At 33.2% G+C, this 15,856-nt stretch carries 18 protein-coding genes and 3 pseudogenes; 9 read left to right on the top strand and 12 right to left on the bottom strand.

What is annotated here, in order from left to right; translation table 11 throughout:
* Positions 1-1,168 precede the first annotated feature (1,168 nt).
* From AACK98_RS03300 to AACK98_RS03285, 4 genes are all read left to right on the top strand, one after another.
* Positions 1,169-2,039 (top strand): IS630 family transposase gene (locus tag AACK98_RS03300; RefSeq protein ID WP_339041283.1). Its coding sequence is split into 2 segments (ribosomal slippage): positions 1,169-1,492 and positions 1,494-2,039, totalling 870 coding nucleotides; the frame shifts between segments, so codons are not numbered across the junction.
* Between the two features lie 24 nt (positions 2,040-2,063).
* A complete protein-coding gene (locus AACK98_RS03295; protein ID WP_339042280.1) occupies positions 2,064-2,333 on the top strand; it encodes an HU family DNA-binding protein in 270 nt (89 codons plus the stop codon).
* 351 nt (positions 2,334-2,684) lie between these two features.
* On the top strand, positions 2,685-3,068 hold the full coding sequence (locus AACK98_RS03290) for a hypothetical protein (RefSeq protein ID WP_339040670.1): 384 nt from the start codon (positions 2,685-2,687) through the stop codon (positions 3,066-3,068).
* The gene (locus AACK98_RS03285; RefSeq protein WP_339042557.1) at positions 2,972-3,349 is read left to right on the top strand and encodes an IS1 family transposase; all 378 of its coding nucleotides are present in this window, start codon (positions 2,972-2,974) and stop codon (positions 3,347-3,349) included. Before AACK98_RS03290 ends, AACK98_RS03285 begins: the two co-directional genes overlap by 97 nt.
* A 394-nt stretch (positions 3,350-3,743) precedes the next feature.
* On the opposite strand, the gene AACK98_RS03280 is transcribed toward AACK98_RS03285, so the two are convergent.
* The 3 genes from AACK98_RS03280 to AACK98_RS03270 form a co-directional block, all read right to left on the bottom strand.
* Complete coding sequence (locus AACK98_RS03280) at positions 3,744-4,169, bottom strand: DNA starvation/stationary phase protection protein (RefSeq protein WP_339042278.1); 426 nt, start codon at positions 4,167-4,169, stop codon at positions 3,744-3,746.
* Positions 4,170-5,049: 880 nt separating this feature from the next.
* Positions 5,050-5,229, bottom strand: coding sequence for an IS1 family transposase (locus AACK98_RS03275; RefSeq protein ID WP_339042276.1), 180 nt, complete (start codon positions 5,227-5,229; stop codon positions 5,050-5,052).
* 13 nt (positions 5,230-5,242) lie between these two features.
* On the bottom strand, positions 5,243-5,626 hold the full coding sequence (locus AACK98_RS03270) for a hypothetical protein (protein WP_339042274.1): 384 nt from the start codon (positions 5,624-5,626) through the stop codon (positions 5,243-5,245).
* A 242-nt stretch (positions 5,627-5,868) separates the two neighbouring features.
* On the opposite strand from AACK98_RS03270, the gene AACK98_RS03265 reads away from it, so the two are divergent.
* The 4 genes and pseudogenes from AACK98_RS03265 (at position 5,869) to AACK98_RS03250 (ending at position 10,027) form a co-directional block, all read left to right on the top strand.
* Entirely contained in the window at positions 5,869-6,561 is a 693-nt protein-coding gene (locus tag AACK98_RS03265; protein ID WP_339042273.1) for a hypothetical protein, read from the top strand.
* A gap of 389 nt (positions 6,562-6,950) precedes the next feature.
* Positions 6,951-7,219, top strand: a pseudogene (locus AACK98_RS08095) (IS481 family transposase); the annotation flags it as partial.
* 1,032 nt (positions 7,220-8,251) lie between these two features.
* Positions 8,252-9,688: a sodium:solute symporter family protein gene (locus tag AACK98_RS03255; protein WP_339042269.1), complete on the top strand. Its 1,437-nt coding sequence runs from the start codon at positions 8,252-8,254 to the stop codon at positions 9,686-9,688.
* 120 nt (positions 9,689-9,808) lie between these two features.
* Positions 9,809-10,027 carry a hypothetical protein gene (locus AACK98_RS03250; RefSeq protein ID WP_339042267.1) on the top strand — a complete coding sequence of 73 codons (219 nt, stop codon included), beginning with the start codon at positions 9,809-9,811 and terminating at the stop codon, positions 10,025-10,027.
* Positions 10,028-10,033: 6 nt separating this feature from the next.
* Here the strand turns inward: AACK98_RS03250 and AACK98_RS03245 are convergent, their stop codons facing one another.
* The 9 genes and pseudogenes from AACK98_RS03245 to AACK98_RS03210 form a co-directional block, all read right to left on the bottom strand.
* Positions 10,034-10,471, bottom strand: a complete 438-nt coding sequence (locus AACK98_RS03245) for a hypothetical protein (protein WP_339042265.1) — start codon at positions 10,469-10,471, stop codon at positions 10,034-10,036.
* Between the two features lie 134 nt (positions 10,472-10,605).
* Positions 10,606-10,999, bottom strand: a pseudogene (gene tnpA / locus AACK98_RS03240) (IS200/IS605 family transposase).
* Positions 10,996-11,274 (bottom strand): IS1 family transposase, encoded by a 279-nt coding sequence (locus AACK98_RS03235; RefSeq protein ID WP_339040433.1) that lies wholly within the window; start codon positions 11,272-11,274, stop codon positions 10,996-10,998. The pseudogene tnpA (AACK98_RS03240) and the gene AACK98_RS03235 overlap by 4 nt, the downstream one beginning before the upstream one ends.
* Positions 11,237-11,401, bottom strand: coding sequence for a hypothetical protein (locus tag AACK98_RS03230; RefSeq protein WP_339040402.1), 165 nt, complete (start codon positions 11,399-11,401; stop codon positions 11,237-11,239). The genes AACK98_RS03235 and AACK98_RS03230 overlap by 38 nt, the downstream gene beginning before the upstream one ends.
* Positions 11,359-11,652 (bottom strand): hypothetical protein, encoded by a 294-nt coding sequence (locus AACK98_RS03225; protein ID WP_339042263.1) that lies wholly within the window; start codon positions 11,650-11,652, stop codon positions 11,359-11,361. Before AACK98_RS03225 ends, AACK98_RS03230 begins: the two co-directional genes overlap by 43 nt.
* An 869-nt stretch (positions 11,653-12,521) precedes the next feature.
* On the bottom strand, positions 12,522-12,830 hold the full coding sequence (locus tag AACK98_RS03220) for a hypothetical protein (protein ID WP_339042261.1): 309 nt from the start codon (positions 12,828-12,830) through the stop codon (positions 12,522-12,524).
* 101 nt (positions 12,831-12,931) lie between these two features.
* Entirely contained in the window at positions 12,932-13,120 is a 189-nt protein-coding gene (gene yidD / locus AACK98_RS08090; protein WP_410520013.1) for a membrane protein insertion efficiency factor YidD, read from the bottom strand.
* A gap of 181 nt (positions 13,121-13,301) precedes the next feature.
* Complete coding sequence (locus AACK98_RS03215; protein ID WP_339042259.1) at positions 13,302-13,655, bottom strand: HU family DNA-binding protein; 354 nt, start codon at positions 13,653-13,655, stop codon at positions 13,302-13,304.
* A 158-nt stretch (positions 13,656-13,813) separates the two neighbouring features.
* Positions 13,814-14,684, bottom strand: a protein-coding gene (locus AACK98_RS03210) for an IS630 family transposase (protein WP_339040258.1) whose coding sequence is annotated in 2 segments (ribosomal slippage) — positions 13,814-14,359 and positions 14,361-14,684 — 870 coding nt in all. Because the reading frame shifts where the segments join, the coding sequence is not laid out codon by codon here.
* 287 nt (positions 14,685-14,971) lie between these two features.
* On the opposite strand from AACK98_RS03210, the pseudogene tnpA (AACK98_RS03205) reads away from it, so the two are divergent.
* Positions 14,972-15,373, top strand: a pseudogene (gene tnpA, locus AACK98_RS03205) (IS200/IS605 family transposase); the annotation flags it as partial.
* Between the last annotated feature and the right edge of the window lie 483 nt (positions 15,374-15,856).

The raw sequence follows: 15,856 nt of genomic DNA, 5'->3' as shown, positions 1-15,856 counted from the left end.
GCTTACCTCATCAAAGTTTAAAGAATAAATAGAGTCATTTTTGAATACAGAGGCGTTATTAATCAGAAGGCTGATTGGTTCTTTTGTTGCGTGAAATAGCGCGGGAAAATTACAAGAAGCTGCTGAAAAATCAAGGCGCGCCAGTTCTATTCTGCCTTTTTCTTCTTCAGAAAGCGAAGAGTGGATAGATGATGCTTCAGAATGCGATTGATTGTAATGCACAATAACATTCCAACCATTCTTTATAAGATAAAGCGTCAGGAATCTTCCTATTCTCCTTGCGCCGCCAGTTATTAAGGCTGTGGCCACTCACAATCTCCTACGAGTATTCTTGAAAATGCAAAAAGAAACTAATTTTACATAAAATGAATTGGCAGGAGCGAGAGGACTCGAACCTCCAACCGCCGGTTTTGGAGACCGGAACTCTACCAATTGAGCTACACTCCTATATGACAACGAGAATCTATATTTGATTCTGTGTAAAGTAAAGTACTTTTTGAGTTATTATGAATATCTATAATTTATAGAAGTTTGCGTAAATCTATCATAAGTTGTGATTTTTATTCTTCTGTCTCGGAATGTTTTGTTTAAAATATATTTTATCATAACTCTGTTAACCAAGTCATTTTGTAAACATTTTTTATCTAATATACCATATTGCTTCGTTAATTTCTTTGTAGGTATGTGAAGTATTTGAGGTAGAAATTATTATACTCTAAAAAATCATGATTTCAAAATCATCACTCGAGCATTTATGTAGGTAGAGCCATATGAAAAGTGATGCAGCGCTGAGATAGCGATACAACTCAAAGATGATTTATATTTTTATATAAAGTAATGATTTATATAAAAATATAAATCTTTTGATGTTTATTTGTATATATGAGATAATAATAAGTCATGCTATATATTGGTATTGTGTTATGTTGGAAAATCATTGGATTTTTGTTTTCTTATTTTTGAGATGAGCAACAATATCTTACCTTTATATTTTATTTTGGAAGCCTTTCGGTGTAGTGCGAATACAATATATGTTAAATTAGCCAAGAGGGTTGTTCGATGAATTTTCTAAATGGATGTAGGAAGGTATAGCATAAGTGACTAAGATACTGACAAAAGTTAGGAATTAAGATATAAAAAGTGAGTATGAAATAAAAAGCATAAAATTATGGCAAGAGCATATCCAATAGAACTTAGGGTAAGAGTAATAGAAGCATTAGAAAATGGTGCAAGAATCACTAAAGTGAGTAAACTATTTAGAGTGAGTCGTGATACTATCTATAAGTGGAAAATTCTGCAAGATAAGCACGGTTCTTTGAAAGCAGCAAGTGGTTATCAAAAAGGTCACAGTCATAAGATCAAAAATCTAGAAGATTTTAAAGAATTTTTTGAATTAAATATTGCTATGACATCAAAAGAACTAGCAAAGAAGTGGTGTAATATATCACCTACAACGATCTTACAGGCGATAAAAAAACTTGGTTATAGCTATAAAAAAAACTCATCTTCATCCGAAAAGAGATATTCCGTTAAGACATGAATTTATTGAAAAGATAAAAACCATCACAAGAGATAAAATAGTATATCTTGATGAATCTGGAATAGAAGATAATGCTTGTAAAGAATATGGTTGTAGTATTTTAGGAGAAAGGTGCTATGGGGAAAAGGTGTATCAACATAAAACTAGAATAAGTATGATAGCTGGTCTTTGTAATTGTAATCTTATTGCTCCCGTAATATTTGAGGGTAATTGCAATAAAGAGGTCTTTGAAGCTTATATTAGGGAGATGTTAATTAAAGAATTAAAACCTGGACAAACTGTTGTTATGGATAACATTAACTTCCATAAGAATCCTAAAGTGAAAGAGTTAATTGAATCTGTGGGTTGTTACATATTATTTTTACCAACTTACTCTCCTGATTTAAATCCTATAGAGCATTACTGGTTTAAGATAAAAAATGAAATTAGAAAAACTATAGATTTATTTGATACTCTTTATGATGCTGTTTTTAATACAATTAAATTGTCAGCACCTTAGTCACTTATGCTATAACTCATGGCAGTGAATAGGGAATATTTGACACGTCAGATTAAAAAACGAGTTGGGCTGCATGTATTTCAAGCTGAGTATATAGTGGATGCTGTGATAGATTTTATCATAGAATCTCTAGCGGCAGATGATTGCACTGTACGTATTAAATCATTTGGTTCATTTTATGTGCATAAAAGAAAAGCAAGAATGGTGTATAACCCCAAAACTGGTAAAGAAGTATTGGTACCTGAAAAAAGAGTAATAGACCTCTTGCATAACCTGTTCCAAACTGTGATTTGATTGTCACTAAAACATAAAAACACTCACGTGAATCATTGTTTGGTGACGTTTTGCAAAAATCTACTCTATAAGAATTTCTACCTCAGAATGAGGTTATGCAAGAGGTCTAATGAAGTTTAAAGCATCTAAGCATCTGAAGTCAGCAATTGATTCTAACATCAATATGATTGTTAGAACATATCATGTGGATGAAAAACGAGGTGTACGGCGCGCAGGATATAAAAATTCGAGAGTTTTCACAATTAGATAGAAGTATGATATGATCACTTTTTTAAAAACTAAAGAGTGGTTTTATGGTTTGTTGTAATGGATGTTGCTCTGATATCTTTGTAAAGAATGGCATTGTGAGGGGTGTACAGCGTTATAAGTGCAGATCATGTTCTAAATTTTGTTGAGGGCGATCTGGGCAAGAAGCCTCAAACAGCTGTTAAGAAAGCATTATGCGTTATGCTATATAGTCTTGGTAATGGCTCTTTTTCTATGTTATGCAAGATATTATGGCATTCGCCGTCCATAATTTATCGCTGGGTAGTAGAGGCGATGGGCAAGACTCAGGAGCCAGTTGTCTCTTCGGATATTATGGAGATGGAATTCGACGAGATGTGGCATTTTATTGGTTCAAAAAAAACAAGCTTTGGATCATTAAGGCAGTTGATCGTAGTACAAGGAGAACAGTTGCCTGGGTTACAGGCAATCGTGATACTGCAACATTCCAAAAGCTCTACAACAAAGTGAGTAATCTGAAAGAATGTCATTTTTATACGGATGATTGGGAGGCTTTTTCTAAAATTTTACCCAAAGAGCGTCATACAATTGGAAAGTCTGGCACAGTATGTATCGAGAGAGATAATAGCAACACGCGACATCATTTATGCCGAATGACACGGCGCACTAAAATCGTTTCTAAAAAAGAGTCAATGGTATACGGATCCATCAAGCTTTGGTGCGCTCTTACTATTACACAAATATTCAAACAATATCAAGAACAGCTCTTATCTATTTTTATCAATCTATAGCATTATACTAATTTTTGAATTTAGCTTGCTCAATATACATTTTGTATATACTCCATCGCGCGTACTACATAATCGTGCATAGGCACTGCCGGCAAAGTCATTATTCAGGCCTTTTTGGCCTAACATTTCATATTGCGTCATTCATTTCTTTGTCAATATATAAAAGCATTAGGTGCGGCAATTACTCCATCCTCCAAAAATTTATTTGCGCAGGAGATCAATTTTTGACGGATAGACTTTTTGAAATTGGCGCAATAAAAAGATCGCTTGTTATGTATTGACTATACACATGCTCCCTTAGTTCTTCATAGCTCTTTTTGAAGTCTAACTTCGTATGTGTATAATAAAATACCCACTCTTCATTTACCTGCGATATAGTTTTAATAGCTATTATTTAAGAAAGAATTGCATCTAGCATCCATATATTTTTTTCATGTTCAGCAAGTTGTGATGTGAAAAAATCTGCCGCTACAAAATCCGATATTTTTTCAGAATCTGCTATAATTGCTCTGATTAAATCAGAGAGAATTTTATTATCCTCTAGCAGATGTTTTAGCATAGATTGCCAATTTGCAGATATCTCAATACCGGACTTTATCATACTATTCTTATCAAACTCTGTGAATGAGGCATTTATGCTTTGATTTCGCATTACTATAAGCTCAGCTATGCCGTCTATTCTAGATTGCATGGTTTCATATTGCTCTTGAAATAATTGATGTAGTGAATGGAAGTGTGGTCCTGATATATTCCAATGACAAACTTGCGTCTTTAGGTAAAGGCTGTAAGTGCTTGCGAGTATTGTATGTAAATCTTTCATCTTAACCTTCAATAGATTTGTGTTTGAGTTTATTTAAAAGTGGTTTGTTAAGTAATGCAAAGCGTTATTGTGCCTGTATACTTTTCCATATATGGTGACCAAGCTATTGTATAAGTCTTTTTCGCCTAGTTTTCTATATTACTTCGTTAATTTCTTTACAAATATGTAAAAGTATTAGATGCAGCAATGAACTTGTACTCTAAAAAATCATGTTCTAAAAATCCTTATATAAGCACTTTTGTTAATGGGGCCACATCAGTGCGTGTTGCAATAGATGTGTTCTAATATATCGATATATCATAGTTTTATTGAATTTTAACATGTTGTTATTGCATGAGCGTAGTTATAGATTTTGCCTAGCTTATCACTGAGTTGGAAGATTAAAATTCTGTGAGAATTGAGATAACTTTGCGCTGCGGAGATAAACAAAGATTATAGTCTAATTTCTTATATACGCATAGTTAAAACCAACTCTTTATTTATTATATATATACTCATCATACTTTTTAAAATTTGTGTTGTCACAAGGCTCCTTATTTTATGCGAGTTGCTAGTTCATTTTATGATTGGCAATTTGTGTTTTGTAGCTCTTTTTGAAGTATGACGAGTATATAACTTCATATGTTGCACGGTTGATAAAGTCATTTCTTAAAATCTGTGCGCGTGTACTTTGTAGGCAGTGTCATGCATAATAAATATCAGCTCTTTATTTGTTAGAGATATATATGATCTTATTAGGGTTCTGCAAATCTCCAGTTTGTAACGCATAATTGCTTCCATATTGAATTTTAGAGAGTTTTCACATAAAGATAGATAAGAGCTGTTCTTGATATTGTTTGAATATTTGTGTAATAGTAAGAGCGCACCAAAGCTTGATGGATCAGTATACCCTTGACTCTTTTTTAGAAACGATTTTAGTGCGCCGTGTCATTCGGCATAAATGATGTCGCGTGTTGCTATTATCTCTCTCGATACATACTGTGCCAGACTTTCCAATTGTATGACGCTCTTTGGGTAAAATTTTAGAAAAAGCCTCCCAATCATCCGTATAAAATGACATTCTTTCAGATGACTCACTTTGTTGTAGAGCTTTTGGAATGTTGCAGTATCACGATTGCCTGTAACCCAGGCAACTGTTCTCCTTGTACTACGATCAACTGCCTTAATGATCCAAAGCTTGTTTTTTTTAAACCAATAAAATGCCACATCTCGTCGAATTCCATCTCCATAATATCCGAAGAGACAACTGGCTCCTGAGTCTTGCCCATCGCCTCTACTACCCAGCGATAAATTATGGACGGCGAATGCCATAATATCTTGCATAACATAGAAAAAGAGCCATTACCAAGACTATATAGCATAACGCATAATGCTTTCTTAACAGCTGTTTGAGGCTTCTTGCCCAGATCGCCCTCAACAAAATTTAGAACATGATCTGCACTTATAACGCTGTACACCCCCTCACAATGCCATTCTTTACAAAGATATCAGAGCAACATCCCTTACAACAAACCATAAAACCACTCTTTAGTTATTGATGAAACTCTAAGCGCAGCAGAAGTTGTTTATGGCATTAGACCTCTTGCATAACCTGTTCCAAACTGTGATTTGATTGTCACTAAAACATAAAAACACTCACGTGGATCATTGTTTGGTGACGTTTTGCAAAAATCTACTCTATAAGAATTTCTACCTCAGAATGAGGTTATGCAAGAGGTCTATTGACTTTAAAGTGATAGATTTACCAGAAACATATCAAAAACAAAGCACTATAGCTTTGTTTCGCGAAGAAGAATTTATAGAACAAAATATTGCTGACACTCATACCATTCTGGAGACGCTTCATGATATGTCTATTGGGTTTAAAGCATTAGATGTTACTATAAATTCTATAAGGTTTGCGCAAGAACCGACTGCAAGCAATGCTAGAAAAGTGATAATTGAATCTGCTCATTTATATACAATGTTTAGCGGCTTTAATTGGTATTCTAATGTTGTTAACATGGCTGATATTATTTATTCTGGTTATCTTGGTGAGTATAATAAAGTGCTTCAATATGCTCTAGTAACGGTTGCTTATGTGGGATTGCATTATGCTGCAGCATGTTTTGGAGCATCACAAATTGTACTAATTTACAACATTTTTGTTGCTAGTTACAGCGCATATAGTGCACTTTCTAACTTATATTCATTATATGAAGAGTACTTAAGAGATGATTGGGCTTTAAAATCAGACGCTGCATATGCGGAGCTTGGTTGGTTTTTGCATAGTGCTTTTGGTCATCTTAGCTATGATTTTTTTGCTAAGAGTAATGGTAATGATGAAGAGATGTGCTTAGTAGATCACATTGGTTTTTCAGTTGAGGATTTTTATCAGCAAGAGGTTGAATGAAGGTAATATTTTAACGGACAGACTAATTGCTTATAACCAAGATAAATCCTATGCTTCTTAGAGTTATAACACAGGCGACTATATAGTCCATCCCTTGAATTCTAAAACGAAGTGCAACAATCCAAAAAATGATATAAGAATCATTTAAAAACAAACAAAAGGGATTGTTGTATAATGCATAGTACATATCTTGAGTTTATCTGCTAAATAGATCAGCTAAGTAGCTAACAAAGTTGGTATTTCAATGGCAGATAAACACAAGATACACAACTGGTCGGAATATAACACAAATTTAGTAAATAGAGGTAATATTTATTTTGTATTTGAGCAAGAAAGGGATGTGTTGATCAAGTATTGTGGCAAAGGAAGGATTCGGAAATACTTGTGATGATATTGGTATTCAATTTACTAATCACGATCATCATAAACATGCTTTTACTCATATATTTGAGCATGTTTGCAGGGAAAATCATAATAGAGCATAGAAAGACTAAGGTAAAGCATCTATGGACTAACGGACAATTAGAGCGCATGGATAGAACTCTTAAAGATGCGACTGTAAATGTTTTCTATCATGCGACGCATGATCAGCTTAAAGTACACTTGAATGCTTATCTGATGGCTTATAACTTTGCAAAACGACTTAAAGCCATTAAAGGCAATACTCCTTGGCAATTTATATTAAAACAGTGGATAGATTATCCTCAATATTTTATCATTAATTCAAACCATTACTTCAAGGGATCAAACAAATTACCAAGTTTTGCTATTGTTTCTTTAATACTGGTGCAAGCTTATAGCATAAGACGCATATTAGCAAATACAAAGGGAAATTGTATCTATTGGATCATGAATATGTTTGAAAATTTTGCAGATAATAGATATAAGAACAGAGCATCTTAAAAAACATCATGCTACAATACAGTACCTTTTATCTAAAGAGCCGTGAAACTTCTATTTTTGTTCTTATAAGGAGAAAAGCAGAAATTGCAAATGAATGCAATGGATTTATCAGATATAAAATGATATGCTACGAATGAAAAAATTATACTTAATGCTTATTATTAGTTTGGAGCTTATTTACTACCCATAATTTTATGGAAGCAATTAAAGGTATCATTACTTAAGCTTAGAATTCAAATACTCTTTATATTTCTTCAATAACTTTATTGGCAATAGCTATTCTTATTTATAAGAATAGAGTTAACATATATGAAAGAAGAGCAGATTTCTTAAATAATATAGAAGAAATAGAAAGTTTTACTGTGTTCAATATTGCATAAAAATATAATAACCGAAAGTATAGTGCTATCTGGAAGATTTCAATTAGATTCAGTAGGCTGTTTAATTATAGCTGCTATCAGGGAGATTATCGGTGCTTTTATAACAAAGGATCAGAAAGTTATAGATTGAACTAAACAAGGATATTTTAAAACATTAGCTAGTTAAGTTAATCTATTGCTTATGAATAGATATTTATTTCTCTTTAAAGTATTGTGAAAAGAATATGATCGAGTTGTATTTTGCACCTATGGCTGAGTCCTTATAGATTATCTAAAGTATATATATCTTGCTAAGGTAAAACCACACATATAATCACTAAACTTTTTAGTTAAAGATGAAAACAAGCAAATAGTACAAACATTTGCCAAACAGTGTGGAGTGAATTAGGAAATCAGGAGTGGGAGAAATGCATATAATAGATGTTATCATAGTTCTTATTTATCTTGTACTATGCATATTTGTTGCTCTATATAAATTTAAGTCAATAAAAATAATAAGAGAGTATGCTATAGGTAGAGGTTACTTTTCTAATACTGTTATTATCACCACTTTATTTGTTACAAATCTTAATGCTGCTAGCGTCCTTGGTGGTATAGAAAAAGTTTATACTCTTGGTATATTTTTTATTGTGGTACGACTTTTCTCTCCCTTATTCTGGCTGATTATGGCTAAGATATGTGGCGAAAATATAGACCAGTTTCGTGGCTGTATTTCAGTCAGCGACATAATGGCACTGCTTTACGGTAAGATAGGTAGATGGGTTACTAATACTACATCTATGCTTGCATCTATAGGAGTTGTCGCAATGCAAGCTGCTGCTATGGGTCATATAGCAAATTACTGTTTTGGTACCGCATATCATCAAAGTGTAATAATTACAGTTCTCATACTTGCTCTATATTCCTCTCTTGGTGGAATAAGAGCTATTGCTTTTACTGATGTATTTCAGTTTGCTGTTATTATAGTAGCATTACCTGTTGCATTCTCTTTCGCATATCATGACGTAGGTGGATACAGAGGTATAGTGAATTCTTTACCTGATGAGATGATAACTCTCGATATAAATAGAGATAACGCTTTCTCTTTTTGGAGTCTAATAATTTGTTCTATATTACCTAGACCAACAGGTGTTTTTGTACAAAGATTTTTTATGTCTAGAGATTCTATTCAACTTACTTATTGTTTGAATGTTGCTGCTGTAATAAGTTTCTTTTTTGCAATCATTATATGTATGATAGGGCTTATTTTAAAAATAAAAGAGCCAGATATAGAGCCTCATATTGTATTTATTCATTTTATTATAGATCACATTGCTGTTGGATTTAAAGGTTTAATTATAGTTGGTTTACTTGCTGTCATAATGTCAACAGCTGATTCTTGGCTCAATACTACAAGCGTTCTTTTTACTCATGATATGATACGTGAAGTAATACTGCTAAATGAAAGGCAAGCTTTACTAGTTGCTAGAATATTTACATTCCTTATAAGTATTTTTGCTGCCTTTTTAGCTCTTAATCAAAATGGATTAATAGAAATACAGTTTATAACTGCTAATTTTTGGGGACCTCTGATGACAATACCATTATCTGTGGGCTTTCTAAAATTTAGAACTAATAGTAAGTCATTTATAGCGGCTGCAATATTAGCTATATTATCAACTTCTATTAGCGGATATATAATAGGAGATTTTGCGACTATAAGCTTAATGTGCGGTATGATTGGTAGCGCTATAGGCTTATTTGGTATGCATTACTTACAAGTATATCTCGGTACTCTAAATATCCATACTCTAAGTATTGTTACTCAGCCTATAAGCCTTGAAGTATTGAAAGTGAAAATATAGATGCAGTAAAGCTGAGCAAAATATATGGTTATTTGAGTTAGATTAGCACGCTTGAGAAGAAGCCATCTAATGATTTATACGGCTTGTCCACTCTTGAAAAAGTACTCAAGCGCTTTTCAAATGACAATAGCATATTCAAAAAATGTGAATGTGATGCTTGCTATAAAAATCCGTAAGTTTTTTGCACTTATTATAATATTTCCTTACGGATTTAAAATACTATTTTCCAACTTTAAACACTATTTTATACAGCTTCTGAGACTTTTGGCGCGCGTACTAACTGCTATTTCAGGCGAAAAGCTGACTTCAAATTTATCAAAAAGACAAAACTTAGCATGACTTTTTTTATGCTGCTTTAGCTATATTTAGAGTACCATTATATACTTGAAAATAATGCATTCCAAACAAACCTATAGCACTTCCTATCATACCACACATTAGGCTAATGGTCCCTAAATCTCCTACTTTATATCCGCTAATAGCAGTAAATGATACACCTATTATTAGTGCCGCTATAAATGACTTACTATTAGTTCTAAATTTTAGAAATCCTGCAGTTAAAGGCACAATAACCAAAGGGTCATAAAAACTGCAAGCTAACCACTCTATTTCTATTAATGCTTTTTTATACATTGCTAATTCAATAGCAAATGCACATAATAAAAACGTGAATGTTCTGGCCATTAACAAGGCTTGCTTGTTAATTAAAGGTATAATCTTGCCTATGATATCATGAGCAATGAGCACACTAGAAGTGTTGAGCCAAGAATCAGCTGTTGACATCATAATAGCAAGTAATCCCGCTATAATTAATCCCTTTATTCCAATAGATAAATAATTTGAAGTAAAATCAATTACTACCTGCTAAAGCGCGGTAGTTTGTGTAACGCTTGCAAAGCAGATTAAAAGCGTAAACGCTAAAACTCTGATATTCTAAAATCATCTTTTTTGTGATGTTCCTCATGCTGTTCTATATATTTTTGCACTTCTTCTGAATTCACATTGCCAACTGTCACAACAAAATACCCTCTGGCCCAAAGATGTTGTCCCCCAATACCGCTTACGGAGCAGTGCAAATTCCTGTAGCAACTTACGACTACTTATACCTTTAATATATTGCACAGCTTTAGATATTGATATACTAGGCGGAACCAATGCTAATATATGTACGTGATCAGGACTCATACTGCCACTAATTATATTTATGTAATTAGCAGCACATATTTCTCGGATTACTTCCCTAGTTCTAATCGCAACTTGCCCAGTTAAAACTCTATACCTATACTTAGTACAAAATACGAGAGTTTTCACATAAAGATAGATAAGAGCTGTTCTTGATATTGTTTGAATATTTGTGTAATAGTAAGAGCGCACCAAAGCTTGATGGATTCGTATACCATTGACTCTTTTTTAGAAACGATTTTAGTGCGCCGTGTCATTCGGCATAAATGATGTCGCGTGTTGCTATTATCTCTCTCGATACATACTGTGCCAGACTTTCCAATTGTATGACGCTCTTTGGGTAAAATTTTAGAAAAAGCATCCCAATCATCCGTATAAAAATGACATTCTTTCAGATGACTCACTTTTTGTAGAGCTTTTGGAATGTTGCAGTATCACGATTGCCTGTAACCCAGGCAACTGTTCTCCTTGTACTACGATCAACTGCCTTAATGATCCAAAGCTTGTTTTTTTGAACCAATAAAATGCCACATCTCGTCGAATTCCATCTCCATAATATCCGAAGAGACAACTGGCTCCTGAGTCTTGCCCATCGCCTCTACTACCCAGCGATAAATTATGGACGGCGAATGCCCTAATATCTTGCCTAACATAGAAAAAGAGCCCCTACCAAGACTATATAGCATAACGCATAATGCTTTCTTAACAGCTGTTTGAGGCTTCTTGCCCAGATCGCCCTCAACAAAATTTAGAACATGATCTGCACTTATAACGCTGTACACCCCCTCACAATGCCATTCTTTACAAAGATATCAGAGCAACATCCCTTACAACAAACCATAAAACCACTCTTTAGTTTTTAAAAAAGTGATCATATCATACTTCTATCTAATTGTGAAAACTCTCAAAAATACTATATGATACTTTAGTTCATATAGGCTGTGGGATCATCTCCTATATTCCATTCGTCCTCCCTTAGCACATTTCCTAGATAACTAATACTAAAGTGTTCGCCTAAAGGCGAGGGTGTTAACCATATCACATATAACTACATAAATAAACGCTTGATCCGGATCTATATCTGGAGCTTTTACTCTAATAATTAAACCCATTAAGCATATTATTAGAGTGAAAGGTAAATAAATAAGAGTGAGAATCTTCATGCACTTCACCAGCTGCTTGGAATTTTTACAGATTAAAAATCTCTGTATGTAAGGACCACCATTTGTAGGTAATAAGCTATAAAAAATTAAGCTTAAAAATAGCCAAATATTTTCTGTATTTAAATCTAGCTTTAACATATCTTGAGGTAAACCGCTCACTATACCCCTGTAACCACCAACATCATGATATGCGAAAGAGCAAGCTATTGGTATAGCAATCATAATAACTGCAAATTGGAAGACGTCAGTAAGAGCAACAGCTCTTATGCCTAATATAGAGCGAGTATCAGAGCTGCAATTGCAACGCTTTTATGATATCCAATACCAAAAAAGTGATTTGTTATATGTCCAATAGCTGCAATTTGTATTGCGACAAATCCTATAGAAATAAATATAGAAGCAATGTTAGTAACCCATCTTCCTACCTTGCCATATAGCGTTTCCATTATGTCACTTATTGACATTAGACCTAAAAATTGATCTACGTTTTATCCATATACCTTTGCCATAATTAGCCAGAACAAGGGAGATATAAAGCGTATAACTATAAAAAATACTCCAAGGGTGTAAACTTTTCCAATGTTACCAATTACAGTGCCAGCACTTATATCGGTAGCAAACAAAGTAGTAATAATGACAATATCAGGAAAGTAGTTTTTGCCTAAGGCATATTCTTTTAATGTTTTAATTGATTGTGACTTATATAAACCAATCAATAAACATAACGTGAGATAAGCAATAACGATGATGATATCCATTGTATGCATATTGTAATTTAAACTTATAGTTATATTCAATAAGCATATAATTATACTACAAGTTGATTACAGATCATAATTTTATCTTAAAGATATACATCTAATAAATCTCTGCTATTCAGAAGAAACTGCGCAACACTTTAAGGATAGTCAATACCACCCTTAGAAAAGCTACTACATCTTATTATCCTAACAGCAATCATATGCATTGCTTTTGATGAATTATATTTTTTTAAAGCAGACACTGCATATTCTGAACAACTTGGATAGAATCTACAAGCCTTTGGTAATACTGGTGAAATCAGTATCCTATAGATATTTATGATCATCAAAAATGCTATTTTCATGCTTGTCCTAATATTTTATAAGTCACTCAAATCAACACACAATAACTCCTCATTTATCAGAGTGTGATATACTATACAAATGATTAACGCTGATGAGCAGCTTACTTGCCTCTTGCGCAAGTACGAAATACAATCTCTCATTTCTCTTTTATTAATTTTGCTGCTACTTTTTTGATATAGCACTGCTATCATGCTTTATATCACTTTCACTGCCTGAAACTGTGCCTCTGTTCAATACAACCTTCACCTCTTTGCTTAGGCGTACTTGCACAGAACCCTTTGGTTCCGAGAGCATATAACTCCCAGTTCTTGGGTTCCTTACCACCTTCTCGCCTCTCACTTTGACAGATAATGAACAAAATTTTCGAAGTTCTACCCTATCACCAGATACTAGCGCTGCAATTAAAGAGTCAAAAAACACATCAACTGCCTTTCGGATTGCATCATCACTAACCTTCTGATTTTGTTCAGCGATCTTTGACACTATAGCAGATTTTAATAATATCTTCTTATTCAAGTTCGTTCATTTTATAAAATTTTACCATGTAGAAGGATTATCACATTACATTCTTTTCGTCTATATTATGGAGATATTTTAAAGACAGATATATGCTTTATATATTCTTCTTAAGAGAGTATATCGCAACTACATGCTTTAAGATATAGCATAAGTGACTAAGGTGCTGACAATTTAATTGTATTAAAAACAGCATCATAAAGAGTATCAAATAAATCTATAGTTTTTCTAATTTCATTTTTTATCTTAAACCAGTAATGCTCTATAGGATTTAAATCAGGAGAGTAAGTTGGTAAAAATAATATGTAACAACCCACAGATTCAATTAACTCTTTCACTTTAGGATTCTTATGGAAGTTAATGTTATCCATAACAACAGTTTGTCCAGGTTTTAATTCTTTAATTAACATCTCCCTAATATAAGCTTCAAAGACCTCTTTATTGCAATTACCCTCAAATATTACGGGAGCAATAAGATTACAATTACAAAGACCAGCTATCATACTTATTCTAGTTTTATGTTGATACACCTTTTCCCCATAGCACCTTTCTCCTAAAATACTACAACCATATCCTTTACAAGCATTATCTTCTATTCCAGATTCATCAAGATATACTATTTTATCTCTTGTGATGGTTTTTATCTTTTCAATAAATTCATGTCTTAACGGAATATCTCTTTTCGGATGAAGATGAGTTTTTTTTATAGCTATAACCAAGTTTTTTTATCGCCTGTAAGATCGTTGTAGGTGATATATTACACCACTTCTTTGCTAGTTCTTTTGATGTCATAGCAATATTTAATTCAAAAAATTCTTTAAAATCTTCTAGATTTTTGATCTTATGACTGTGACCTTTTTGATAACCACTTGCTGCTTTCAAAGAACCGTGCTTATCTTGCAGAATTTTCCACTTATAGATAGTATCACGACTCACTCTAAATAGTTTACTCACTTTAGTGATTCTTGCACCATTTTCTAATGCTTCTATTACTCTTACCCTAAGTTCTATTGGATATGCTCTTGCCATAATTTTATGCTTTTTATTTCATACTCACTTTTTATATCTTAATTCCTAACTTTTGTCAGTATCTTAGTCACTTATGCTATATTGCTGTATAGAAATATAGAGCTTTAACAAATTTTGCAAAGAAATACGTTAAATTGCACTATTTATCAAATGCACTAACACACTTTTATGTAGTTATATGTGATATGGTTAAGACCCTCGCCTTTAGGCGAACACTTTAGTATTAGTTATCTAGGAAATGTGCTAAGGGAGGACGAATGGAATATAGGAGATGATCCCACAGCCTATATGACCTAAAGTATCATATAGTATTTTGTACTAAGTATAGGTATAGAGTTTTAACTGGGCAAGTTGCGATTAGAACTAGGGAAGTAATCCGAGAAATATGTGCTGCTAATTACATAAATATAATTAGTGGCAGTATGAGTCCTGATCACGTACATATATTAGCATTGGTTCCGCCTAGTATATCAATATCTAAAGCTGTGCAATATATTAAAGGTATAAGTAGTCGTAAGTTGCTACAGGAATTTGCACTGCTCCGTAAGCGGTATTGGGGACAACATCTTTGGGCCAGAGGGTATTTTGTTGTGACAGTTGGCAATGTGAATTCAGAAGAAGCGCAAAAATATATAGAACAGCATGAGGAACATCACAAAAAAGATGATTTTAGAATATCAGAATTTTAGCGTTTACGCTTTTAATCTGCTTTGCAAGCGTTACACAAACTACCGCGCTTTAGCCGGTAGTAATTGATAGCAGCTAATTTGAAAAATTTACTATGAATTTCGGAAGCATATAGCAAAAGTGCTAGCTCTGATTTTATCGTCACTGTTAATTAAATATGAGTTAACTTTTAATTGTTGCTTTACGTGTACTATGATTTCACTTAAGTTTTAATAATATAGAGTGGACTTTCCAGCCTAAAGCGATTTTAAAATTTAGCATGTTGCTGTTATGGCGCTTATAACACTGATAACATAAGTGCATGTACGAAGATTTTGATAGCATGATTTTCTAGAGCACAAGTTAATTGCTGCGCCTGATTATTTGCAAAGAAATTAACGAAGTAATATGAAACATTAGGTCAAAAATAGACCTCTTGCATAACCTCATTCTGAGGTAGAAATTCTTATGGAGTAGATTTTTGCAAAACGTCACCAAACAATGAT

The sequence above is a fragment of the Candidatus Lariskella endosymbiont of Hedychridium roseum genome, assembly GCF_964020185.1.
Classification (GTDB): Bacteria; Pseudomonadota; Alphaproteobacteria; order Rickettsiales; family Midichloriaceae; genus Lariskella.
This window is presented reverse-complemented; position numbering and strand designations above follow the sequence as displayed.

Excerpts from the sequence above, each read along its gene's own strand:
- AACK98_RS03255 (WP_339042269.1), top strand. The coding sequence starts at position 8,252 with ATGCATATAATAGATGTTATCATAGTTCTTATTTATCTTGTACTATGC.
- AACK98_RS03250 (WP_339042267.1), top strand. The coding sequence starts at position 9,809 with ATGACAATAGCATATTCAAAAAATGTGAATGTGATGCTTGCTATAAAA.
- AACK98_RS03245 (WP_339042265.1), bottom strand. The coding sequence starts at position 10,471 with ATGTCAACAGCTGATTCTTGGCTCAACACTTCTAGTGTGCTCATTGCT.
- yidD (WP_410520013.1), bottom strand. The coding sequence starts at position 13,120 with ATGATCATAAATATCTATAGGATACTGATTTCACCAGTATTACCAAAG.
- AACK98_RS03280 (WP_339042278.1), bottom strand. The coding sequence starts at position 4,169 with ATGAAAGATTTACATACAATACTCGCAAGCACTTACAGCCTTTACCTA.
- AACK98_RS03275 (WP_339042276.1), bottom strand. The coding sequence starts at position 5,229 with ATGTCATTTTATACGGATGATTGGGAGGCTTTTTCTAAAATTTTACCC.
- AACK98_RS03265 (WP_339042273.1), top strand. The coding sequence starts at position 5,869 with ATGAGGTTATGCAAGAGGTCTATTGACTTTAAAGTGATAGATTTACCA.